General features: G+C 57.9%; 25 protein-coding genes. 15 read left to right on the plus strand and 10 right to left on the minus strand.

Going from position 1 to position 22355, the window contains the following annotated elements:
• The first annotated feature begins 62 nt into the window (after window positions 1–62).
• Together M5B98_RS17535 and M5B98_RS17540 are read left to right on the plus strand one after the other, a co-directional pair.
• The gene (locus tag M5B98_RS17535) at window positions 63–1007 is read left to right on the plus strand and encodes an aldo/keto reductase (RefSeq protein WP_248743424.1); all 945 of its coding nucleotides are present in this window, start codon (window positions 63–65) and stop codon (window positions 1005–1007) included.
• 162 nt (window positions 1008–1169) lie between these two features.
• Window positions 1170–1379 (plus strand): hypothetical protein, encoded by a 210-nt coding sequence (locus M5B98_RS17540; protein ID WP_085708661.1) that lies wholly within the window; start codon window positions 1170–1172, stop codon window positions 1377–1379.
• Between the two features lie 42 nt (window positions 1380–1421).
• Here the strand turns inward: M5B98_RS17540 and M5B98_RS17545 are convergent, their stop codons facing one another.
• Window positions 1422–1694 carry a hypothetical protein gene (locus M5B98_RS17545; protein ID WP_114882235.1) on the minus strand — a complete coding sequence of 91 codons (273 nt, stop codon included), beginning with the start codon at window positions 1692–1694 and terminating at the stop codon, window positions 1422–1424.
• Between the two features lie 230 nt (window positions 1695–1924).
• On the opposite strand from M5B98_RS17545, the gene M5B98_RS17550 reads away from it, so the two are divergent.
• Complete coding sequence (locus tag M5B98_RS17550) at window positions 1925–2989, plus strand: hypothetical protein (protein ID WP_248743425.1); 1065 nt, start codon at window positions 1925–1927, stop codon at window positions 2987–2989.
• A gap of 18 nt (window positions 2990–3007) precedes the next feature.
• Window positions 3008–3361 carry a DUF1428 domain-containing protein gene (locus M5B98_RS17555; RefSeq protein WP_085708658.1) on the plus strand — a complete coding sequence of 118 codons (354 nt, stop codon included), beginning with the start codon at window positions 3008–3010 and terminating at the stop codon, window positions 3359–3361.
• 15 nt (window positions 3362–3376) lie between these two features.
• Here M5B98_RS17555 and M5B98_RS17560 read toward each other — a convergent pair whose 3' ends face one another.
• Window positions 3377–3571 carry a hypothetical protein gene (locus tag M5B98_RS17560; protein WP_248743426.1) on the minus strand — a complete coding sequence of 65 codons (195 nt, stop codon included), beginning with the start codon at window positions 3569–3571 and terminating at the stop codon, window positions 3377–3379.
• Between the two features lie 107 nt (window positions 3572–3678).
• Here M5B98_RS17560 and thpR point away from each other — a divergent pair, with 107 nt between their 5' ends.
• Window positions 3679–4218 carry an RNA 2',3'-cyclic phosphodiesterase gene (gene thpR / locus M5B98_RS17565; RefSeq protein ID WP_248743427.1) on the plus strand — a complete coding sequence of 180 codons (540 nt, stop codon included), beginning with the start codon at window positions 3679–3681 and terminating at the stop codon, window positions 4216–4218.
• 125 nt (window positions 4219–4343) lie between these two features.
• Here the strand turns inward: thpR and M5B98_RS17570 are convergent, their stop codons facing one another.
• The 5 genes from M5B98_RS17570 to M5B98_RS17590 all read right to left on the minus strand — a co-directional run bounded on the left by M5B98_RS17570 (window position 4344) and on the right by M5B98_RS17590 (window position 9458).
• Window positions 4344–5441, minus strand: a complete 1098-nt coding sequence (locus tag M5B98_RS17570) for a polyamine ABC transporter substrate-binding protein (protein ID WP_085708656.1) — start codon at window positions 5439–5441, stop codon at window positions 4344–4346.
• A 101-nt stretch (window positions 5442–5542) separates the two neighbouring features.
• Window positions 5543–6427 carry an ABC transporter permease subunit gene (locus M5B98_RS17575; RefSeq protein ID WP_085708655.1) on the minus strand — a complete coding sequence of 295 codons (885 nt, stop codon included), beginning with the start codon at window positions 6425–6427 and terminating at the stop codon, window positions 5543–5545.
• Entirely contained in the window at window positions 6424–7338 is a 915-nt protein-coding gene (locus M5B98_RS17580; RefSeq protein WP_248743428.1) for an ABC transporter permease subunit, read from the minus strand. Before M5B98_RS17580 ends, M5B98_RS17575 begins: the two co-directional genes overlap by 4 nt.
• Entirely contained in the window at window positions 7335–8477 is a 1143-nt protein-coding gene (gene potA, locus M5B98_RS17585; protein ID WP_007957110.1) for a polyamine ABC transporter ATP-binding protein, read from the minus strand. The genes M5B98_RS17580 and potA overlap by 4 nt, the downstream gene beginning before the upstream one ends.
• A gap of 219 nt (window positions 8478–8696) precedes the next feature.
• On the minus strand, window positions 8697–9458 hold the full coding sequence (locus M5B98_RS17590; protein ID WP_085686390.1) for a gamma-glutamyl-gamma-aminobutyrate hydrolase family protein: 762 nt from the start codon (window positions 9456–9458) through the stop codon (window positions 8697–8699).
• Window positions 9459–9740: 282 nt separating this feature from the next.
• On the opposite strand from M5B98_RS17590, the gene M5B98_RS17595 reads away from it, so the two are divergent.
• From M5B98_RS17595 to M5B98_RS17615, 5 genes are all read left to right on the plus strand, one after another.
• Window positions 9741–11117: a glutamine synthetase family protein gene (locus M5B98_RS17595; RefSeq protein WP_085708652.1), complete on the plus strand. Its 1377-nt coding sequence runs from the start codon at window positions 9741–9743 to the stop codon at window positions 11115–11117.
• A 78-nt stretch (window positions 11118–11195) separates the two neighbouring features.
• Window positions 11196–12686 carry an aldehyde dehydrogenase gene (locus M5B98_RS17600; RefSeq protein ID WP_248743429.1) on the plus strand — a complete coding sequence of 497 codons (1491 nt, stop codon included), beginning with the start codon at window positions 11196–11198 and terminating at the stop codon, window positions 12684–12686.
• Between the two features lie 52 nt (window positions 12687–12738).
• Window positions 12739–14022, plus strand: a complete 1284-nt coding sequence (locus M5B98_RS17605; RefSeq protein ID WP_085686396.1) for an NAD(P)/FAD-dependent oxidoreductase — start codon at window positions 12739–12741, stop codon at window positions 14020–14022.
• 205 nt (window positions 14023–14227) lie between these two features.
• Entirely contained in the window at window positions 14228–14776 is a 549-nt protein-coding gene (locus M5B98_RS17610) for a cupin domain-containing protein (RefSeq protein WP_011333561.1), read from the plus strand.
• Window positions 14777–15105: 329 nt separating this feature from the next.
• Entirely contained in the window at window positions 15106–16161 is a 1056-nt protein-coding gene (locus M5B98_RS17615) for a hypothetical protein (RefSeq protein WP_248743430.1), read from the plus strand.
• Between the two features lie 187 nt (window positions 16162–16348).
• Here M5B98_RS17615 and M5B98_RS17620 read toward each other — a convergent pair whose 3' ends face one another.
• From M5B98_RS17620 to M5B98_RS17630, 3 genes are all read right to left on the minus strand, one after another.
• Window positions 16349–17257: a hypothetical protein gene (locus M5B98_RS17620; RefSeq protein WP_248743431.1), complete on the minus strand. Its 909-nt coding sequence runs from the start codon at window positions 17255–17257 to the stop codon at window positions 16349–16351.
• Window positions 17251–17613 (minus strand): hypothetical protein, encoded by a 363-nt coding sequence (locus tag M5B98_RS17625; RefSeq protein WP_248743432.1) that lies wholly within the window; start codon window positions 17611–17613, stop codon window positions 17251–17253. The genes M5B98_RS17620 and M5B98_RS17625 overlap by 7 nt, the downstream gene beginning before the upstream one ends.
• Before the next feature lie 255 nt (window positions 17614–17868).
• Entirely contained in the window at window positions 17869–18150 is a 282-nt protein-coding gene (locus M5B98_RS17630; RefSeq protein WP_248743433.1) for a fructose-bisphosphate aldolase, read from the minus strand.
• A 590-nt stretch (window positions 18151–18740) separates the two neighbouring features.
• Between M5B98_RS17630 and M5B98_RS17635 the strand changes: the two genes are divergently transcribed.
• From M5B98_RS17635 to M5B98_RS17655, 5 genes are all read left to right on the plus strand, one after another.
• Window positions 18741–19166 (plus strand): hypothetical protein, encoded by a 426-nt coding sequence (locus tag M5B98_RS17635; protein WP_248743434.1) that lies wholly within the window; start codon window positions 18741–18743, stop codon window positions 19164–19166.
• Window positions 19167–19367: 201 nt separating this feature from the next.
• Window positions 19368–19757 carry a hypothetical protein gene (locus tag M5B98_RS17640; RefSeq protein WP_248743435.1) on the plus strand — a complete coding sequence of 130 codons (390 nt, stop codon included), beginning with the start codon at window positions 19368–19370 and terminating at the stop codon, window positions 19755–19757.
• 14 nt (window positions 19758–19771) lie between these two features.
• Window positions 19772–20194: an HD domain-containing protein gene (locus tag M5B98_RS17645; RefSeq protein ID WP_064382327.1), complete on the plus strand. Its 423-nt coding sequence runs from the start codon at window positions 19772–19774 to the stop codon at window positions 20192–20194.
• A 28-nt stretch (window positions 20195–20222) separates the two neighbouring features.
• Entirely contained in the window at window positions 20223–21242 is a 1020-nt protein-coding gene (locus M5B98_RS17650) for an AbrB family transcriptional regulator (protein ID WP_248743436.1), read from the plus strand.
• A 292-nt stretch (window positions 21243–21534) separates the two neighbouring features.
• Entirely contained in the window at window positions 21535–22320 is a 786-nt protein-coding gene (locus tag M5B98_RS17655; protein WP_248743437.1) for a DeoR/GlpR family DNA-binding transcription regulator, read from the plus strand.
• The last annotated feature ends 35 nt before the right edge of the window (window positions 22321–22355 follow it).

The following is a 22355-nucleotide window of genomic DNA, read 5'->3' on the forward strand; positions in this document are numbered from 1 at the left end:
CCTTCCCCGGTGACCGCCGCTGCACACAAGGTGCAACAGATCCACCCGACAGAGAAGCCAGCATGAGCCACACTGAGGGCTATTCCCGCCGCCGTCTGCTCGAACTGGCGGCGGGGGTAACGACCGTTTTCACGTTTGACCGGGCGTTGGCTGCCGCCACGTCGTCGAGTGCCCCAGGAGGCCAGACCATGCAGACCCGCGCCATCCCTTCCAGCTCCGAGCTGCTGCCGCTGGTAGGGCTGGGCACCTATCGCGGCTTCGACGTCGCGCCCGGTGAACCGGCCTATAAACAATTGCCGGCGGTGCTCGATGAGTTGTTCAGGAAGGGCGGCACGCTGATCGACAGCTCACCGATGTATTGCCGCGCCGAAGAAACCACCGGCGAGCTGTTGTCGATTCACGAACCGCGTTCCCCGGCGTTTCTGGCGACCAAGGTGTGGACCCGCGGGCGCGAGGAGGGCATCGCGCAGATGGAAAACTCCTTTCGCCTGCTGCGCACCGACCGCATCGACCTGATGCAGATCCACAACCTGCTGGACTGGCAAACTCATCTGCCGACCCTGCGCGAATGGAAGGAACAAGGGCGCATCCGCTACATCGGCATCACCCATTACACGCCCTCGGCCTACGAGGAAGTGGAAGCGGTGTTGAAGGCCGAATCGCTCGACTTCCTGCAAATCAATTACGCCCTCGATGACCGTGGCGTGGAAAAACGCATCCTGCCGTTGTGTCGTGAACGGGGTGTGGCGGTGATCTGCAATCGGCCGTTTGGCGGTGGCGGGCTGTTGGCCCGACTCAAGGGCAAACCCCTGCCGGGCTGGGTGTCGGACGTGCAGGTCAACAGCTGGCCGCAACTGGCGCTGAAGTTTTTGCTCTCGAACACGGCGGTGACTTGCGTAATCCCCGGCACCGGCAATCCGCGTTACATGGCCGACAACGCCGGCGCCGGGTTCGGGCCGATGCTGACCGATGCGCAGCGGCAGCAGTTGATTGCCTTGGTGAGTTAACCGTCTCCAGGTCATTTGCAGTGGTTCTTACGGGACAGACCGGACGATGAACGGTCGTCGGTGTTCAGTGAATCATCGTTCTTTTCCCCGGTCGTATCAGTGGCTGCGCGCACTGCGCTGACCACTTCCGTCGTCAAGACCTTGGTTTTAGGGAAATTCTGAATGATGCGTGCAACAAGCCTGTTGCTGACAGTTTCTGCCGCCGTACTGCTGGGCGGTTGTGTGGCGGACTTTGATGATGACTACCGCCATGGCCGGCATTACGACCGTGATCATGGCCGTTATTACGACCATGACCGGCGCTGGGATGATCGCGACTATGACCGTCGCGACGGGCGTCGCTATCATCGCGGCGATAACGACGACCAGTAATGAGCAAAAAGGGGCGTTCCCTCACGGGAACGCCCCTTGGCATTAAAAATGAGCGTTCGCCCGGACGCTGGATCGCGCAGGCACGGAGGCCTCGATGTCCAGCAAATGGGTGGCGAGTATGTCGCTCAGAAAACGGAACTGATCGTTGAGGCCCACCACTTCATTGCTGAAGTGATTGCTCGCAGCGGGCATCAGCAGATCTTCGAAATCTTCGTTGAACACCAGCGGCTGTGTCTTCAGCGACACCGGATGCTGGTCGTAATAGTTGTTGCCGAAGACCGGGAAGCTCACGGCGAGGGTGACGGTATGACTCATGATGTGAACTCCTCGTGGTGTGTGTCTCGGATGGGTGAATCCTGCGCCGGACGCGTCTGATGCGGAAGGCAATCGTCGTAATGGTGATCATCGACGTCAGTGATGGTTGGAACAAAAGCTGAAATCCCGCGCCCGGATCGAGGATCGATACAACCGGACAAACGGCTGAAACCCGCACCTATACTCAAGTCGTTACCTCCAGATCTGACCCACCAAAGGACACCGCCACCGTGAACCTGCGTGCGCTGCTCGTCGCCGCACTGATGTTGCTGGCCGGTTGCGCGACTTCGGCGCGGGGCCCGGCGAGCGCGCCGGCGGTGGTGGTTTCGCCGGCCACCTGGCAGCAGATCGACCGGGATATCGTTGTGGCTTCCCGGCAGTCCACCGAACAGGTCAAGGCTTTTGCCCGCGGTTCGATGGAACATTGGCGCATTCGCGTCTATGAGCAAACTGAAGAAAAATTCATCCCGTGGTTCAGCAGTTACTGGACCCAGGAATGGCTGTCGATGAAAGTCAGCTGGTACACCCTCAGCGCCGGGGGCGAGCAGGATGCTTCGTCCAAGCGCCTGGCTGCCTATTTGCTGGAGCAATATCAGGAGCGGGTGCTGGTGCCCGTGGCTCAGGAGATCGATCCGGACGCGATCCTCGCCCAGTCCACTGCGTTCTACGCGCAACTGATGGCGCAGCAGATGCCGGTCATCGCCCAGCGCTACGGCGTGCCCGTTGCCCAGCTCAACGGGCACTTGCAGAAAATCCCCGCCATTGCCCTCGGCCCGCCGCCGGCCCGGGATGCCTCGCTGTATCAGGTCGTCAGCACCGAGCCGTTGAACACCTTACCGGCCTATGCCGCGCTGATCGACAAGATCCACACCGAAGGCGGGGCCAAGGGCATCGCCTCGACCGATGCCGGCATGGCCCCGGTGGCCAAGCGTGCCAGCCAGCGCATGGAGGCGGAGATGGCGCCCCGGGGCGCGGCCAGTGCGGTGGCGGCGGCGGCCGGCAAACTTGTCGGCGGGGTGATCTCGGTCGGCGTGGCGGGCATCCGCGCCATCCTTCAGGCCAATGATCGCCCGGACAGCGAAGCGCTGATCCGCAGCAGCCTGGGCAACACGTTCGACAAGGCCTGGCTGAAACTGGTGCAGAACCCGACGACCGGCGTGATGGCCGGTACCTTGCACATGGCGGCGCAGGTCGAGGGCAATCTGGGCGGGGGAGAGCAACCGTCGGTCGGATTGGGCGCCACACCTGTCGAATGGCATCCGCCCGAGTCGACTACTCAGCAGATCGATCCCTAAACCCGCAGGAGCACGACCATGGCTTACATCGATGTTTTTGTCGCACCCGTTCCGAACGCCAATCGCGAACAGTACAAAAAACACTGCGAAATCGCCGAGAAACTGTTCAAGGAATACGGCGCCCTGGAGGTGGTTCAAGGCTGGGGCGATGACGTGCCGGACGGCAAGGTCACCTCATTCCCGATGGCGGTGAAACTCAAGGAGGGCGAAACCGTATCGGCCGGTTGGCTGGTCTGGCCGGACAAGGCCACCCGCGACGCCGGCATGGGCAAAATGATGGAAGATCCGCGCATGCAGCCGGACGTCAATCCGATGCCATTCGATGGGATGCGGATGATCTTCGGTGGCTTCAAGAACATTCTCGAGTCTTGAGGCAGAACAGCCGGATCACTCCGCCGACGGGGTGATCCGGCAGCCTTTGCGGTTGCGAATCTGCTCGTCCGTCGGCCGCTCGCGCACGAATTCGAAACGCGGTTCTCCCTCGCTGTAGTGCACCAGCCAGCCCCATTCCAGTTCGCTCTCATCCTGTCCGGGATTCGGTGGCCGAGCCCACCAGGGTTCTTTGCTGAGGATTGCGCGCATGACGTCCTCCGGTTGATGGCAATCGTTGAACTATAAACCCCATGCCGGGAGTCGCCAGAAACGGGCGTGTAGAATCCAGGGATCTCGACGAACGAAGGAGGGTGGCCATGACGGACGAAACACGCGGCGATCAACCGTACAAGCGGCTGTTCTTTGCCCTCGACTGCCCGCCGGCGCAGCGCAAGGCGATTGCCCAGTGGCGCAGCGAACTGGGTTTGCGTACCGGCAAACCGGTGCCGGCGGACAATTTTCATCTGACGTTGCTGTTTCTCGGCGCGGTGCCGTTGGCGCAGATTGGTGAGGTCTGTGAGGCGGCAGCGAAAGTGCGCACGCCGGGCGAGGCGCTGAAAATTTCGCTGGATCGTTTGCAGGTCTGGCATCGTGCCGGGGTGTTGTCGCTGGCGCCGGAGCAGGCACCTGCGGGATTGTTGCGACTGGTTTACGGACTGGAGCAGGCGATGCTGCCGTTCGGTTTTGAAGAGGCGACGCGTGAGTATCGTCCGCACCTGACGCTGGCCCGGGACTATCGCGCGCCGGAGCCGGAATCCGCCACGCCACCGGAGTTCTTCCTGCGGGCTGAACGCTTTGCGCTGTTCGAATCCCACAAGGGCCGTTATCGAATTGTTCAGGATTGGCCGCTGACCTGAGCCCACAAAAAAAAGGCGCCCGAGGGCGCCTGAATTCACCTGAACCGAGGGAGGCCAGGTGAGGCCGTTCAGAGCGAGGGTGCAGCGGTGGTAAGGCGCTGCGTGAACGGGAAATCGATGTGTGTTTACTTGCCGAGTTTCACCCGGGTCCAGCCCCGGGTCATGATCCGTTGCGTGGCAATCGGTTGATCCGGCACCGCGTACAGCGTGGCCATCACTTCCTGCGACGGGTACGAGCCCGGGTCGTTGCGGATCGCTTCGTCCACCAGTGGCGTGGCGGCTGCGTTGGCGTTGCTGTAGCCGTTGCTGTTGGTGATCTCGGCGATGATGTCCGGACGCATCAGGAAGTCCATGAACAGGTAAGCGTTCTCGACGTTCGCCGCATCGCGGGGGATGGCGACCATGTCGTAGAAGCTGCCGGCACCTTCTTTGGGAATGCTGTAGTCGATCACCACGTTGTTGCCCGATTCCACCGCGCGGGCCTTGGCCTGCAGCACGTCACCGGAGTAACCGACCGCCACGCAGATGTTGCCGTTGGCCAGGTCCGAGATGTATTTCGACGAGTGGAAGTACGCCACGTTCGGGCGAATCTTCATGAACAGCGCTTCGGCTTCCTTGATGTGCGCGGTGTCCTTGTCGTTCACCGGATAACCCAGATAGTGCAGGGCGGCCGGGATCATTTCGGTCGGCGAGTCGAGGAAGCTGATGCCGCAAGCCTTGAGCTTCTCGGCGTTCTCCGGTTTGAACAGCAGGTCCCAGGAGTTGGTCGGCGCATTTTTGCCGAGCACTTCCTTGACCTTGGCCGGGTTGAAACCGATGCCGATCGAGCCCCACATGTACGGGAACGCGTGAGCGTTGCCCGGATCACTGGCGGAGGCGTTTTTCAGCAGCACCGGGTTGAGATTCTTCCAGTTTGGCAGCTTCGATTTGTCCAGGGTCTGGTAGACCCCGGCCTTGATCTGCTTGGCCAGGAAACTGTTGGACGGCACCACGATGTCGTAGCCGGACTTGCCCGCGAGCAGGCGTGCCTCGAGGGTTTCGTTGCTGTCGAACACATCGTAGGTCACGCGGATGCCGGTCTCGTCTTCGAACTTCTTGACGGTGTCCGGGGCGATGTAGTCCGACCAGTTGTAAACGCGCAGCACCTTGTCGTTGGCCTGGGCGCCCGTGGCGATTGCGCCCAATAAGGACAGTGTCAGCAGAGTCCTGCCAAACATTTTCATCGGTACAACTCCATTCTTTTTATTCAAAAGCTTCATTCAAAACACAAAGCGGAATTTCAGTGAATCGGTGGCGAGGGAGAGCCTCCCTCGCCACCCGGTACTCAGGCTGTCGCTGCCACTCGTTGAGGTTGCGGTTGCTGCCACGATTCGTTGGCGGTCTGATCCATCGCTTCCTGAATCGCCCGCTTGCGGTTGGCTTCTGCCTTGCGGCCGAAGTACCAGACCAGGAAGGTCACCAGCGACACCGCCAGCAGAATCAGGCTGGCCACGGCGTTGATCTCGGGCTTCACACCCAGACGCACGGCGGAGAACACTTCCATCGGCAGGGTGGTGGACCCCGGCCCCGATACGAAGCTCGCCAGCACCAGATCGTCCAGCGACAGGGCGAACGACATCATGCCGCCCGCTGCCAGCGACGGCGCGATCATCGGAATGGTGATCAGGAAAAACACCTTGAACGGTTTCGCGCCCAGATCCATCGCCGCTTCTTCGATCGACAGGTCCAGCTCACGCAAGCGGGCGGAGACTACCACCGCCACATAAGCGGCACAAAACGTGGTGTGGGCGATCCAGATCGTGACGATGCCACGCTCCTGGGGCCAGCCGATCAGTTGCGCCATCGCCACGAACAGCAGCAACAGCGACAGACCGGTAATCACCTCAGGCATCACCAGCGGCGCGGTCACCAGACCACCGAACAATGTACGACCCTTGAAGCGCGTCACGCGGGTCAGCACGAACGCGGCGAGGGTGCCCAGTGCCACTGCCGCGACAGCGGTGTAGCAGGCGATTTCCAGCGAGCGCACCACCGAGCCCATCAACTGAGTGTTGTCGAGCAGGCCGACGTACCACTTCACCGACCAGCCACCCCAGACCGTCACCAGTTTCGAGGCGTTGAACGAGTAGATCACCAGAATCAGCATCGGCAGATAGATGAACATCAGGCCGAAGATCAGCATGAACTTTGAAAATCCGAAGCGTTTCATCCCCGTCCCTCCATCTCTTTGGCCTGGCTGCGGTTGAACAGCAGGATCGGCACAATCAGGATCAACAGCATCACCACCGCCAGGGCGGACGCCACCGGCCAGTCGCGGTTATTGAAGAACTCTTGCCACAGCACGCGACCGATCATCAGGGTCTCCGGGCCACCCAGCAGTTCCGGAATCACGAACTCGCCCACCACCGGAATGAACACCAGCATGCAGCCGGCGATGATGCCGTTCTTGGCCAGTGGCACGGTGATTTTCCAGAAGTTGTTGAAGTTGCTCGAACCCAGATCCTGCGCGGCTTCCAGCAGGCTGCCGTCGTGCTTCACCAGGTTGGCGTAGAGCGGCAGCACCATGAATGGCAGATAGGCGTAAACCACGCCGATATACACGGCCGTGTTGGTGTTGAGAATCTCGATCGGGTGATCGGTGAGCCCGGTCCACACCAGGAACGCGTTGAGCAGACCGTTGTTGCTGAGAATGCCCATCCACGCGTAAACGCGGATCAGGATCGCGGTCCAGGTCGGCATCATGATCAACAGCAGCAGGACGTTTTGCGCTTCTTTGCTGGCCTTGGTGATCGCGTAGGCCATCGGGAAACCGATCACCAGGCACATCATCGTGCTCAGAGCCGCGACCTTCAGCGAACCGAGGTAGGCCGACAGGTACAGCTCGTCTTCGCCGAGCATGGTGTAGTTGCCGATGTTCAGGAACAACTGGAATTTCTGTTCGGCGTAGGTGTAGATCTCCGAGTACGGCGGGATCGACAACGCGGCTTCCGAGAAGCTGATCTTCATCACCAGGAAAAACGGCAGCATGAAGAACAGGAACAGCCAGATGAACGGGATGCCGATGACGAACTTTCGCCCGCTGGGCACCAGGCGCAGGAATTGCTGATTGAAGGTTCTCATGAGCGCAGTACCACGCCGCTGTCGTCTTCCCACCAGACGTAGACCTTGTCGTCCCAGGTCGGACGCGCGCCACGGCGTTCGGCGTTGGCCATGAACGACTGGACGATCTTGCCGCTCGGCAATTCGACGTAGAACACCGAATGGCCGCCGAGGTAGGCGATGTCATGCACCTTGCCTTCGGACCAGTTGTAGCGGGTCTCCGGCTTGATCGTGCTGACCAGCATTTTTTCCGGGCGGATCGCGTAGGTGATCGACTTGTCCTGCACCGAGGTGCTGACGCCATGACCGACGTAGATCTTTTGCTGCAAGTCCGGGCTGTGAATGATCGCGTGACCTTCGAGGTCCTCGACCACGGTGCCGTCGAAGGCGTTCACGTTGCCGATGAATTCGCAGACCATGCGGCTGACCGGTGCTTCATAGATGTCGACCGGGCTGCCGATCTGGGCGATCCAGCCCAGGTGCATGATCGCGATGCGCTCGGCCATGGTCATGGCCTCTTCCTGGTCGTGGGTCACCATCACGCAGGTCACGCCGACGCGCTCGATGATTTCCACCAGCTCCAGCTGCATCTGCGAACGCAGCTTTTTATCCAGTGCGCCCATCGGTTCGTCGAGCAGCAACAGCTTCGGACGCTTGGCCAGGGAGCGGGCGAGGGCGACGCGCTGACGCTGGCCGCCGGACAATTGATGCGGGCGGCGCTTGGCGTATTGGGTCATGTGGACGAGGCGCAGCATCTCTTCGACGCGGGCGTCGATTTCGCTGGCCGGCAAACGGTCCTGCTTGAGGCCGAAGGCGATGTTCTGCGCAACAGTCATGTGCGGGAACAGGGCGTAGGACTGGAACATCATATTGATCGGCCGCTCGTATGGCGGCATGTCGGTGATGTCGACACCGTCGAGCAGAATGCGTCCTTCAGTCGGCCGTTCGAAACCGGCGAGCATGCGCAGCAGGGTCGATTTGCCCGAGCCGGAGCCGCCGAGCAGGGCGAAGATTTCGCCCTGATGGATCTCCAGGGACACATCGTCCACTGCGGTGGTTTCGTCGAACTTCTTGGTGACTCGATCGACTTTCACCAGAACCTTTTTCGGTTGCTGATGACCTTCAAGAGCCTTCCTGTAAGTGCTGGAGGCGTTTGCCATGTGAAACTCCCAACAGGTTTCAGTCGCCGGGCCAACGCGGCCTGGCTTAAGAGTGGATTGCAGACCCGCACCGTGCGGGTTGTTCGGCGCCGCCGTCCTGGCTGCCGGGTGGTGCTTTTTGTTTTCGCGGTGTGTTGCTGATCGCGGATGACGGATGCGCAAGCGCGCAGCCGCCGACCCCGCGGGGGCAGTAAATGGTTTTGCAATCGTTGGGTGGCGTCAGCGCTGGTTGCGTCGCGCCGCACGCTGGCGGCAGGCCTCGCCGAACGCCTGGAAAATCCGCAGGTAGTTCGGGTTGTCCAGCACCTGCCATTCCGGGTGCCATTGCACGCCGAGGGCGAAGGTCGGGCTGTGCTCCACCGAGACCGCCTCGATCAGGCCGTCCGGCGCCACGGCTTCGGCACGCAGGCCGGGAGCGAGGCGGTCGATGCCCTGACTATGAATCGAGTTGACCTGGAATTCACCCGGCAGCTCCAGCGCTTCGAACACGCCACCGGGCAGTACCGACACGGCGTGGGCCGGGGCGTATTGCACGGCGACATCCGGGCTGTCGGCTTCGCGGTGATCGAGCATGCCCGGCAGCTCATGCACCTTCTGGTGCAGGCTGCCGCCGAACGCCACGTTCATTTCCTGGAAACCCCGGCAGATGCCGAGTACCGGAACGCCCGCCGCGATGGCTGCACGCAATAGAGGAAGGGTGGTGGCATCCCGCGCCGGATCGTGATCGGTGCCGGGAGCGCTGTCCGGGCCCTGATAGTGGAAGGGTTCCACGTTGGACGGCGAGCCGGTCAGCAACAGACCGTCGAGCTGACCCAGCAGGTCTTCGATTTCAGTCAGTTTGCCAAGGGAAGGAATGACGACGGGCAACCCCAGCGCCGCAACGCTGACAGCGCGAACGTACTTGTCGCCGCTGATGTGGTAGGGGTGCAGGCCAATCTGTTTGACGCACGCAGTAACGCCGATCAATGGCTTGAATGCCATTTTTATTCACCTCGAAGTTTGACACTTGAACGAGCTTTTCCGGAGCTTAGCCTCGTTGATTTTAATTAACAACTCCCATGTAAAAAATTCTAAACGCCGTTCATCAAATCTTCATCAAGACCGGGGCTCTGGCACCTGCGTTGGCACGAGAGTGTTAAAAAAAGCCCGAAAAATAAACGCTGAACGGCCATGTGTTCGCTATTGACTTCACTTTGCCGTTCGGGTTGACTGGCTCCGCGAAACAGCAGTGAACATAATAATTAACAGCTAAATAGGTGCATCATGTCGGTCCCTCTGCGTGCCGTTCAACTCAACGAAGCAAACGCATTCCTTAAGAAACATCCTGAGGTTTTGTACGTCGACCTTCTGATTGCAGACATGAACGGTGTGGTGCGCGGCAAGCGCATCGAGCGCACCAGTCTTCATAAGGTGTACGAAAAAGGCATCAACCTGCCGGCCTCGCTTTTCGCCCTCGACATCAATGGCTCCACGGTGGAAAGCACCGGCCTGGGCCTGGACATCGGCGACGCCGACCGTATCTGCTACCCGATCCCGGGCACCCTGAGCATCGAGCCCTGGCAGAAGCGTCCGACCGCTCAACTGCTGATGACCATGCACGAACTGGAAGGCGAGCCATTCTTCGCCGACCCGCGTGAAGTGCTGGCCAACGTGGTGCGCAAATTCGACGAACTGGGCCTGACCATCTGCGCCGCGTTCGAACTCGAGTTCTACCTGATCGACCAGGACAACGTGAACGGCCGTCCGCAATCGCCGCGTTCGCCGGTGTCGGGCAAGCGTCCGGTATCGACTCAGGTTTATCTGATCGACGACCTCGACGAATACGTCGACTGCCTGCAAGACATCCTCGAAGGCGCGAAAGAGCAGGGCATTCCTGCTGACGCCATCGTCAAGGAAAGCGCCCCGGCGCAGTTCGAAGTCAACCTGCACCATGTTTCCGATCCTGTTAAAGCGTGCGACTACGCCGTCCTGCTCAAGCGTCTGGTGAAGAACATCGCCTACGACCACGAGATGGACACCACCTTCATGGCCAAGCCGTATCCGGGTCAGGCGGGCAACGGTCTGCACGTGCACATTTCGATTCTGGACAAAGAAGGCAACAACATCTTTGCCAGCGAGGATCCCGAGCAGAACGCCGCGCTGCGCCACGCGATCGGCGGTGTGCTGGAGACCCTGCCTGCGCAAATGGCGTTCCTGTGCCCGAACGTCAACTCGTACCGTCGTTTCGGCGCACAGTTCTACGTGCCGAACTCGCCGAGCTGGGGCATCGACAACCGCACCGTGGCTGTCCGCGTACCGACCGGCTCGGCAGACGCCGTGCGCATCGAGCACCGTGTCGCCGGTGCCGACGCCAACCCGTACCTGCTGATGGCTTCGGTGCTGGCCGGTATTCACCACGGCCTGACCAACCAGATCGAACCGGGCGCCCCGGTCGAAGGCAACAGCTACGAGCAGAACGAACAGAGCCTGCCGAACAACCTGCGCGACGCCCTGCGTGAGCTGGACGACAGCGAAGTCATGGCCCGCTACATCGACCCGATGTACATCGACGTGTTCGTCGCGTGCAAGGAAAGCGAGCTGGCCGAGTTCGAAAACTCGATCTCTGACCTTGAGTACAACTGGTATCTGCATACCGTCTGACGCTCAAGCGTTTACCTCGCAAGCACCGCCGCTCCCATGTGAGCGGCGGTCACCTCTTTCACTGTGTGAGTCACCCCCATGACCATGACCCGCAACGACTGGGAACAACGCTTCCAGTCCCTGACCCTCGAATCCCGCGCCTTCATCAATGGCGAATACCGCCCGGCCATCAGCGGCGACACCTTCGAATGCCTGAGCCCCGTCGACGGCCGTTTCCTGGCCTCCGTCGCCAGCACCGATGAAGCCGACGCCAACCTCGCCGTCGAAGTCGCACGCCAGTCCTTCAACTCCGGCGTGTGGGCGAACAAGGCCCCGGCCGAGCGCAAGCGCATCCTGATCCGCTTCGCCGACCTGATCCTGCAGCACCAGGAAGAACTGGCGCTGCTCGAAACCCTCGACATGGGCAAACCGATCAGCGACTCGATGAGCATCGACATCCCGGCGACCGCCAACGCGATTCGCTGGAGCGCCGAGGCCATCGACAAGATCTACGACGAAGTCGCCGCCACTCCGCACGACCAGCTCGGCCTGGTGACTCGCGAACCAGCAGGTGTCGTCGCGGCCATTGTGCCGTGGAACTTCCCGCTGATCATGGCCAGCTGGAAATTCGCCCCGGCGCTGGCGGCGGGTAACTCGTTCATCCTCAAGCCTTCGGAAAAATCCCCGCTGACCGCGATCCGCATTGCGCAGCTCGCACTGGACGCCGGTATTCCGAAAGGCGTGTTCAACGTCCTGCCAGGCTTCGGCCACACCGTCGGCAAGGCGCTGGCGCTGCACATGGATGTCGACGTGCTGGCCTTTACCGGCTCCACGGCGATTGCCAAGCAACTGATGATTTATGCCGGCCAAAGCAACATGAAACGCGTCTGGCTCGAAGCAGGGGGCAAGAGCCCGAACGTGGTGTTTGCCGACGCACCGGACTTGCGCGCGGCAGCACAAGCGGCGGCCGGCGCCATTGCGTTCAACCAGGGCGAAGTCTGCACCGCCGGCTCGCGCCTGCTGGTGGAGCGTTCGATCCGCGAGCAATTCATCCCGCTGCTGGTGGAAGCGCTGCAAGCGTGGAAACCGGGTCACGCCCTCGATCCGGCGACCACCGTCGGTGCTGTGGTCGATCAGCGTCAACTGGACAACGTGCTGCGTTACATCAGCATCGGCCGGGAGCAGGGCGCCGAACTGATCGCCGGCGGCCGCCGCACTCTCGAAGAAACCGGCGGCACCTACATCGAACCGACGATTTTCGACGGCGTGACCAACGCCATGACCATCGCCAAAGAAGAAATCTTCGGCCCGGTGCTCTCGCTGATCACCTTCGACACCGCTGAAGAAGCGCTGCAGATCGCCAACGACAGCATCTTTGGCCTCGCCGCCGGGGTCTGGACCAGCAACTTGAGCAAGGCCCACACCTTCGCCCGTGGCCTGCGCGCCGGCAGCGTGTGGGTCAACCAGTACGACGGCGGCGACATGACCGCGCCGTTCGGTGGTTTCAAACAGTCGGGCAACGGTCGCGACAAATCGCTGCACGCGTTCGACAAGTACACCGAGCTGAAAGCGACCTGGATCAAGCTCTGACTCTTTTACAGCGGTGGTTGCCTGCAACCGGCGACCCTCGGAGAATAAAAAAATGAAACAACAACACGTGAACAGCTACTACGCCGCCACCCGCAACGAAGTGATCGATTTCCCGGTCCTCGAAGAATCGGTGGAGTGCGATGTCTGCATCATCGGCGCCGGCTACACCGGCCTGTCCTCGGCACTGTTCCTGAGCGAAGCCGGCTACAAGGTGACGGTGCTGGAAGCGGCGAAAGTCGGCTACGGCGCCAGCGGTCGCAACGGCGGTCAACTGGTCAACTCCTACAGCCGCGACGTCGACGTGATCGAAGAGCGCTACGGCGACAAGACCGCGGAAATCCTCGGCAGCATGATCTTCGAAGGCGCCGACATCATCCGTTCGCGCATCAAGGAGTACGACATCAAGTGCGACTACCGCCCGGGCGGCATTTTCGCAGCGATGAACAACAAGCAGCTCAAGGGGCTCGCCGAACAAAAACGTAGCTGGGAACGTTACGGCAATAAAAACCTGAAGATGCTCGATGCTGCGGACATCCGTCGCGAAGTCGGCTCCGACGCCTACGTCGGCGGCCTGCTGGACATGCAGGGCGGTCACATCCACCCGCTGAACCTGGCCCTCGGTGAAGCTGCTGCCATCGTGCGCCTGGGTGGCAAGATCTACGAGCAATCCGCCGCCGTTGAAATCAAATACGGCGAGCCCAACGTCGTGCGCACCGCCAAAGGCCAGGTCCGCGCCAAGTACCTGCTGATCGCCGGCAACGCCTACCTGCCGCAAGGCCTCGACAACCGCGTGACCGCCAAGAGCATGCCGTGCGGCTCGCAGATCTGCGTCACCGAACCGCTGACCGAAAAGCAGGCCCGCAGCCTGATCACCAACAACTATTGCGTCGAAGACTGCAACTACTTGCTCGACTACTACCGCCTGACCGCCGACAACCGTCTGCTCTACGGCGGCGGCGTGGTCTACGGCGCCCGTGAACCGGACGACATCGAAACCCTGATCCGCCCGAAGATCCTCAAGACCTTCCCGCAGCTCAAGGACGTGAAAATCGACTACCGCTGGACCGGCAACTTCCTGCTGACCATGTCGCGCATGCCGCAATTCGGCCGCATCGAGAAAAACGCCTACTACATGCAGGGCTACAGCGGCCACGGCGTCACCTGCTCGCACCTGGCCGGCAAACTGATCTCGGAAATGATCCGTGGCGACGCCGAACGCTTCGACGCCTTCGCTTCGCTGCCACACATGCCGATGATCGGCGGCCGTACCTTCTCGGCCCCGCTGACCGCCCTCGGCGCGGTGTATTACTCGCTGCGCGACCGTTTCGGCATCTGATTTACCTCGCCGGCGGCGCCCCCGAAAAGGGCGCTGCCGGCTTTTTCATGTGCCGTCCATCGAACCTGCTGAGCAACACCGACAAACGTGATTTAATAGCCGCCTTTCACGGTTCCGGGACACGGGAGCAACGTGATCCGCGCGCCTTGCGCGGCACCCGCCACCCACCCCCATTACCCTTAAGTCGTTCTCACATAAGGCTGTCATGGATACGGGTTCTCGACTCAAACTAGTACGCGAAAGCTACAAACTCTCCCAGCGCGAGCTGGCCCGGCGTAGCGGCGTGACCAATGCCACCATCTCCCTGATCGAACAGAATCGTGTCAGTCCTTCCGTCAGCTCACTGAAAAAGCTGCTCGAAGGCATCCCGATGTCCCTGGCCGACTTCTTCACCTTCGACCAGCCGCCCCGCGAACACCAATACGTCTTCCGCGCCAACGAACAACCCGACCTCGGCCGCCACGGCCTGCGCCTGCTTCTCATCGGCGCCTCGGTCCCCAGCCGCCAGATGCGCCTGCTGCGCGAGCAATACGCGCCGGGCGCGAGTTCGGGGGAAGAGCCGATTGTGCACGCGGAAGGTGAAGAGTGTGGATTGGTGACGCGCGGCACCGTGGAGTTGACGGTGGACGGGCAGGTGAGCGTGTTGAGTGCGGGGGACGGGTATTACTTCCCGACGACGCTGCCGCACAAGTTCCGGAATATCGGGGCGGATGAGGCGGAGATTATCAGTGCGAATACGCCGGCGAATTTTTGAGTCTGATTTTTCGTAGCGCTTTCGAGTGAACTATAAAAAACCGCAGAAGTGCGGTTTTTTTGTGCCTGATTTTCAGTACCCCGTTTCGGTTCATGTGATAAATTTGGCGATGTCCATATGCCATCATTTAGGGCGAGAGCGAAGATAATCGCTAAGGCTCGCGATAAAGGCGCGTGATTTATTGCCCTCGTTGCTGCGGCTTCCACGTGTAAGGTCTTGAGAAAGTGGACGTGGTGATCGATTGGAATGAAAGCGACGAAAAGCTTCTTCACGGGTTTTCGGATTGTTGAGTCAGTGGGTTTTGATTGAATTTGTAATTGGGGTGAGTCTTGCTTGGGAAAATTGCTGGTTTGTTAGGGATCGTGAGTAAAGACAGATCAACTCCAGCTGTCATACTTAATACAAGGCGACTCAATCGTTTCTCGAAAGGTTTGTTGTGTTTTTCTTTTTTTCTGACGTTGATGGCCTATTTACTCTGGATTTATCCAGTATTTGAAGAAGTCGATATCACAAACTCGGCAGTGGTGGGTGTTGTGACTTCGAAGGAGTATCAATCGATCACCAATGGGCAGTTTGAAAAGCTCGCTTCTTATAATGAAGGGTCTTTAAGTGAAAATGATTTTGTAAGATATGACCTTCATGGGGTTCAGAGTTTTAAAGGTGTGGTTGTAAAGTTTGACCTTAATCTTGTTCCTGTGTCGGAAGAAAGGTCTGGAGGAGGGCATAAATACAAGTATGAGAGTGTTTACAGGTTGAGTTTGAACTTCGTTCACCTCGTTGTGTTTTTGATCATTGAAGCCTGTATTTTGTTGTTTGGCTGGTATTTTCTTCTTTGGAAGCCGCCTGCGGCGCAGATTGAGTTTGAAGAAGATGTGTTAAGGAACTTCTTTGCTTTTGAAACGGGTGAAAACGCCTCCAGCAACTTGAGCGTGGAAGATCGTGTAGAGTTGCTTCTTCGGAAATTTCATCGTTTCGCGAAAGACTTGAGTGTACGCAAGCAAAAACGTCCGGCACTTTTGGTGGAGGATGAGTATGATGTTCAGTATTTAGTTTTTGCGTTGTTGAGAATGTATTTTTCAAATGTTAAATCAGAGGAGGTAGCTCCTAGTGTCTTGGGAGGTGGGTCAAGGATGGACTTCTTGGTACCAGAAGAGGAGTTGGTAGTAGAGGCCAAAATGGCACGGGCGGGTATGAGTGATCGAACCCTTGGTGATGAGTTGATTCGTGATGTTGCAAGGTATCATTCGCACCCGGCTTGCAAAACGATTATCTTCTTTGTGTATGACCCAAATGGTCGCATAAGAAATCCGACTGCCTTGAAAGAGGAGTTTCGGGCGGCTTCGGATAAGTTGAAGGTTATCGTTGTGTTTGCTCCTGAATACTAAATATATTTTGTAAGGGTGACTGTTTTGTCACCTTTACACGCTATTTATTTCGGATATTCATCATCAGATTTATTTGTGTGATGCTTTTTACGGGATTTACCGAAAGTGAAAGGATCTCATGGGGTACTCTGGTAGCAGGCAATTCAGAAATTACTTTGTTCAGCGCTGTTTTGAAGGTTTTTAGTTGTCAAGTTGTTAGTTTTGCATACATTACGCAGGATAACGCAAAGACTGCGCCGCAAATTTGCAAAATTAGATTGAGCGTGCTGGCTGTCGCGGTTACAGAGTCTTTCGCTATCGCACGGAGTGCAATTTCTTCTGGTTGCTCTGGGATTACGCCTAGTCTTACTAGATTTTTTGCTAATAAAAGTGTTTCTTTTATGATGAGGTCTCCAAGCGCTGATTGAAGTTTGTTGAAGCCTTCCAAGCCAATGTAAGATATAAATGAAGCAACTATGATGAACAATAAGATTGCCGCGTTGTAGGAGACCCCGTAAGTCGATAGTTCTGATTTGAAATGTGCGCTGTTGATGGAGGTGTCAAGTGTGTATGTTACTAGTATGGTTAAAATTGAAACTCCCGGCATGATGTAAGGGTTTAGTTTTTGCTTTATCGTCTCGTCATGCTCAAATGTATTGCCTATTAGGGCGACTAGGAAAGAGGCAAATAGTAATGGTGGTATTAGGAAATTAAATGATTCTGGTATTATGTTTAAAGTAATGAGTAGTAAGAAAAATATAATGCTAGTCCAAAATGACACTGTTTTTTTTACTGTGTGGCTTTCTAGTCTCTTTATTTTCGGCCAGTTTTTTTTGAAGTATGTGTGAATTTTTAATCTGAATTTATACTCGGAGAGGAAATCTTCGGTTAGGTTTACTGAGTCTTGTTTGTCAAGTAGCGTGCTTAATGATTTTGTTTGGTTAATGAACCATGTCAGTGCTGCAAAGAATATACAGGATGTGGCAGAAATAATTGCTATAAGCATGAGTCGTCTATATGGGAAAAATAAAAGTTGGAAAAAGAGAAAAGGTGACAGATTTATTTGTGTGGTGTTTTGTAGATCTGTCACCTTTAAGTTTCGTACTTTAACTACCATGTAAGGTTTTTGTTCTTGGCTTCAAAATTTTTCTTATACATCATCCATATGGTGCTGTAATTACACATGTCAATTTTCTCGCAGTAGTCATGAATTACTGCGTTCATTATTTTTCGATCAGTGGCTTTAGTCGCTTCTTTGAAGGAGTCAAGATTCTTCTTTTCCATCATGCGAAGAGTGCTTTCCTGACACATGTCGATTTTTTCGCAGTAGTCCTTCCTCACCGTTGCGGTGATGGAATCAATGACCTGTTGTTTCTGTGCTTCTGAACCGTCGAAATCCATCGGATTGAGAATTGTCGCGGCGGTGCAAGAAAATGAGCTGAAGAGTGTGAGAATGAAGAGCGATTTTTTCATGGAGATGTCCTTTCCTCGTCTACTGTTGCCGTGATTGTCGCTGATCAGGATCGAAGATCCTCAGTACACCGATCAATTGCCGGATGTCAGAGTGCCACTAAGTTTTTGTCAGTGGAAGACGTTGAGACCAAAGTCGCTAGCCGGCGGAGCCTCAGCCGATTTTGCGACTGAGTTTTTACTCCGACCCATCCAAGGGACTAAAAAACCGCGATATCGCGGTTTTTTATGGTTTCAAAGGAAAACAGAGCAGGTGGGTCAGGATTCTATTGCTCGTTGCCCAATTACCCGAAATACATCCCTCACGTCCTGCACCAGGATTCTCGCGATCGTGGTGATGGTGCTGATGTCGTGTTCGGAATGGTCGGGGAGGCTGGTGCACGCCATGAGATCTAAATACTTGAGGACTGCCTCGAGGCGTTCGGATGCGCAGGCATGTAGGTCACTCAAGGGGGCTTCGGCATTAATCAGCAGGACAGGGTGATCCGAAGCCGGATAGGACATGTCAACGCAGTGGTAGAGCAATTTTTTGTTCGTCATGGTGCTAATCCTTTTAATGAGAAGAATTGCCACCGTCCTGCTGCGAAACAAAATGGGTGGCAGCTATGCGCGGGTTCGCAGACCGGAGGATTAACACCAAGACCCGGCAGACCCGAAGGTCTCCCACGCACAACCGCCATAAAATTTGCGCAGCCGGGAGTCGGCCGTGCCAGACGGAACAGGGTGTCAATCTTAAGGGCTGCGAAACCCTATCGCCAATTTCGTTCGGCGACAGGCTCACTCTAGGCATCGATCCCCACCGTCGCAATCAGCCTGTAGGACGCGAAATAGCCGCGACTGGCCAGCGATTTTGCTCTAGTTCGGCTGCTCAGCAGGCGTAAATCAAGGGCTACAGAGTGTCAGAGGAAAATGACTTTCCGGGTTTAGGCCTGCTTCGCAGCCCAGCGGGAGCAAGCTCCCTCGCCACGGGTGGTGATTTCCTACGGGGTTTTCAGATTTCGATTTTCAAGCGCTCTTTTTCGTCTTGGAACTTTCCCCAAAACCGATGTCAATTTGATGGCGTGTCGCGACGCTCATTCATCGGCTAAAGCAGTGCCAGGCTGGTTCCTGGTCAACCATGGAAGTGTGTGATGAGACTATTTCTCGCAATGTTGTTGATGTTCAGCGGCTACAGCTTTGCCAGTTGCGGCAACATTGATGACCATGATCAACGTGCCTATTGCAATGCAAGAGAGAGCGGCAGCAGTTGCGGCAACATCGATAATCACGATTTGCGGGCGGCCTGTAACGCGGAGATGGGCGGCAGTTCCTGCGGCAACATTGACGACCATGACCAGCGCGCCTATTGCAACGCCAAAAAGAGCGGCAGCAGTTGCGGCAACATCGATGATCATGACCTGCGTGCGCGGTGCAATGCGGAGCAGGGTGGCAGTTCCTGCGGCAATATCGATGACCACGACCAGCGTGCCTACTGCAATGCCACGACGGGCGGCAGCAGCTGCGGGAATATCGACAACCACGATTTGCGCGCGCGGTGTGAGGCGATGAAACGCTGATTCACCGACCTGATTCCAAACGCAAAAAGGGACACCCAACGGTGTCCCTTTTTCGTAGGCGCCTGAAACGGAATCCCCGGACCACTCAGTCAATCTTTTCACTTGCCACAACCCGGCTCATCGCCAAAGGTTTCCCCCATCCGCACCACGTCGTAGACTGCGAAACAAGTTGTAACGCCTCTCCCACGGACGGAACCGCGCATGATTCAGATCGGCCATCGCAACAACGCCCCCACGCCGCAGCACAAGACCCAGGACATCTACATCTTCAGCATCGACCTGTCCCGACCGGCGACGCCGTTCTGTTTCGAGCAATCGATTGGCGGCGGGCATGTCGAGCAGGGTGGTGCGCGGTGGCTGGCGCTGGATGAGCTGGATGGCTGGCCCGGGGAGTGGCGCGAGCATTTGAAGAAGGCCAATTGCGCCTGGGTGGCGGAGTTGCTGGATGCGCATCCAGGCAAGAGGCAGGAGGAACTGGTCTCGCTGATCCTCCAGCGCTACGCCGAGCCCGCGCAGCCGACCGGGCGTTTGCAGGCGATCGGGCGCTGGTTCAAGCGTCATTTCTATATTGGCGGCCGGTACGGCGTCTGACCCGAGGAAACGCCATGACTCAGACTCTGGAACGCGCCATCGCCATTGCCGCCACGGCCCACGCAGGGCAGGTAGACAAGGGCGGGGCGCCGTACATTTTGCATCCGCTGAAAGTCATGCTACGCATGAGCAGCCTGGAAGAACGCATCGTCGCGGTGCTGCACGATGTGGTCGAGGATTGCGGCATCAGCCTCGAAGATTTGCGCAAGGAAGGCTTCAGCGAAGCCGTTTTGTCGGCTATCGAATCTGTGACCAAAGTGCCGGGCGAATCCTACGAGGACTTCGTCGAGCGCGCGGCGCAGAACCCGATCGGGCGGGTGGTGAAACTGGCGGATCTGGAAGAGAACAGCGACCTGTCACGGATTGCCTCGCCGAGTTGGGAGGATCTGGAGCGGATCGAAAAGTATCGGCGGGCGATTGGACGGTTGCGCGCTTAACGTCATTTGAATAGCCAGGAAGGCGACCATGAAATCCATTCTGTGTCTGTTGATCGCTGCCGGATTCGGCGCGCTGTTGCAGTTCGAGGGCGTGCCCCACGGGTTGCTGTTGGGCTCGATCCTGGTTACGGCACTCGCTGCCACTAAGTTCGGTTTTGCACCCAAAACCCCCTATGGCCTGGGTTACATCCAGGTCACCCTGGGCATCGCCACCGGGCTGATGTTCGAGGCCTGGGACAGTGCGACCGTCTCGACAATGTTGCCAAGCCTCGGCCTGTTGCTGCTGTGCCTGACAGTGCAAGTGGCGCTGTCCGCCTGGTGGCTGGCGCGCGGGGCAGGGTGGAATCGCACAGACGCCTTGCTGGCGGTGTATCCGGGGGCGTTGGCGGCGGTGTTTGATTTGCTGGAATCGCATCAGGCGTCGAGCAAAGTCATCATCGTGCACCTGATGCGTTTGCTGCTGATCACGGTGCTGGTGAGTTTGCTGATTCCCGGTCAGGCAGCGGTCGCGGTGGCCGAAGTCGATCCGTTGTCCACGGGCATGGCGTTGACCGTGTTCTCGCTGATCATTTCGAGCGTGGTGGTCGGGCGATTGCTGCTGGCGATTGGTGTACCGGCGCCGTTCATGTTGACGGCGATTATCCTGACCGCCGTGTTCCTGAAATCGGGATGGCTGCACGGTTTTCACATGCCGGACTGGAGCCTGAATCTGGCGGCGTTGATTCTCGGTGTGCGGATCGGCTCACGCGTCCAGGGCCTTGGGCTCGCGGAACTGGGACGTCATGGGCGCACGGCACTGGTCTCGGTGGGTTTGATGATCCTGATCGCGGCGGGGTTTGCCGAAGTGGCGGCGCGGTTGCTGGGCAGTGATGCGTTGTCGCTGTGGCTGGCCTACATGCCGGGAGCAATCGAGACCATTGCCATCGTGGCGTTTGGTGGCGGGTTGAACGTGGTGTTTATCCTGACTCACCATCTGGTGCGGATGGTGCTGCTGCACTTTGCGCCGGCGTTGCTGGTGCAGGTGCGTAGAGCGCGGGAAGAGGTTTGATCCGTTTGTGCTCCCGAACCTGCTGTGCGGGAGCGTGCCACTGAATCACGCGTGTCCGAGGGCAATCGCAAACGACACGACGATCATGCACGCAAACGCAAAATTGAGATTCATGAGCTGTTCATCCTGAGCCTTATTAAAGTGGGGCCATTGTGAACAGGCCGGATGCAAAGAAAAAATTCGGCTTCATGATTTCAAAGATCGAAACAATTGATATCAGCCGGTTTGTGTTTGGCAGATGCATTGGTTAGGCTCGCCAAACCTGCAATTACAAGCACAAACAGGCAAAACCATGCACGATCATTCCGCTTCCGAGCTTCCCTCCCTGCGTCGGCAGAAAATCCTGCTGATCCTCGAACGTGACGGCAAGGTCATGGCGTCCGAGTTAAGCCAGCACTTTGCGGTGTCCGAAGACACCATCCGCCGCGATCTCGCCGAGCTGGACAACGCCGGGCTGGTGCAGCGGGTGCATGGTGGGGCGCTGCCACGGCCGAAGGACACCGGCAAGGATTACTTCACGCGGATCAGTGAAACCGACGAGGTAAAGACCAGCCTTGCGCAGCTCGCGGCGGGGCGAGTGAAGGACGGGCAGATCGTGCTGTTCGATTCCGGAACCACCACGTTGCAGATCGCCCGTTCGTTACCCTCGGATATTTCGATCACTGCCGTGACCACCTCACCGATGACGGCGATCACCCTGGCCGAATACAAGGGAGTCAAAGTGATTCTGGCGGGCGGGCAGTTGAATCTGGCGACGATGTCGGTCAGTGGCCACGAGACAGTGCGACTGCTGCAAAGTATCAAGGCTGACTTGTTGTTTACCGGGGTTTGCGCGATTCATCCGGAGGTGGGGTTGAGTTCGCTGTATTTCGATGAAGTGCCGGTGAAGCAGGCGTTGTTCGACAGTGCGGCGCAGGTGATTGCCGTGACCACGGCGGACAAGCTCGGGGCGGTGGAGCCGTTTGTGGTGGCGCCTTGCAGTCGGGTGCATACGTTGATTACCGAGCGGCATCTGGCGTCGGGGAATGCCGAGGATTATCGACGGTTGGGGATTGAGGTCGAACAGTTGCAGGACTGACCTTTTGCAGCGAAAAAAAGACCCCATCGCCAGCG

Origin of the sequence: Pseudomonas sp. MWU12-3088 (genome assembly GCF_023242405.1) — a bacterium.
In the GTDB taxonomy this organism is placed as follows: Bacteria; Pseudomonadota; Gammaproteobacteria; order Pseudomonadales; family Pseudomonadaceae; genus Aquipseudomonas; species Aquipseudomonas kribbensis.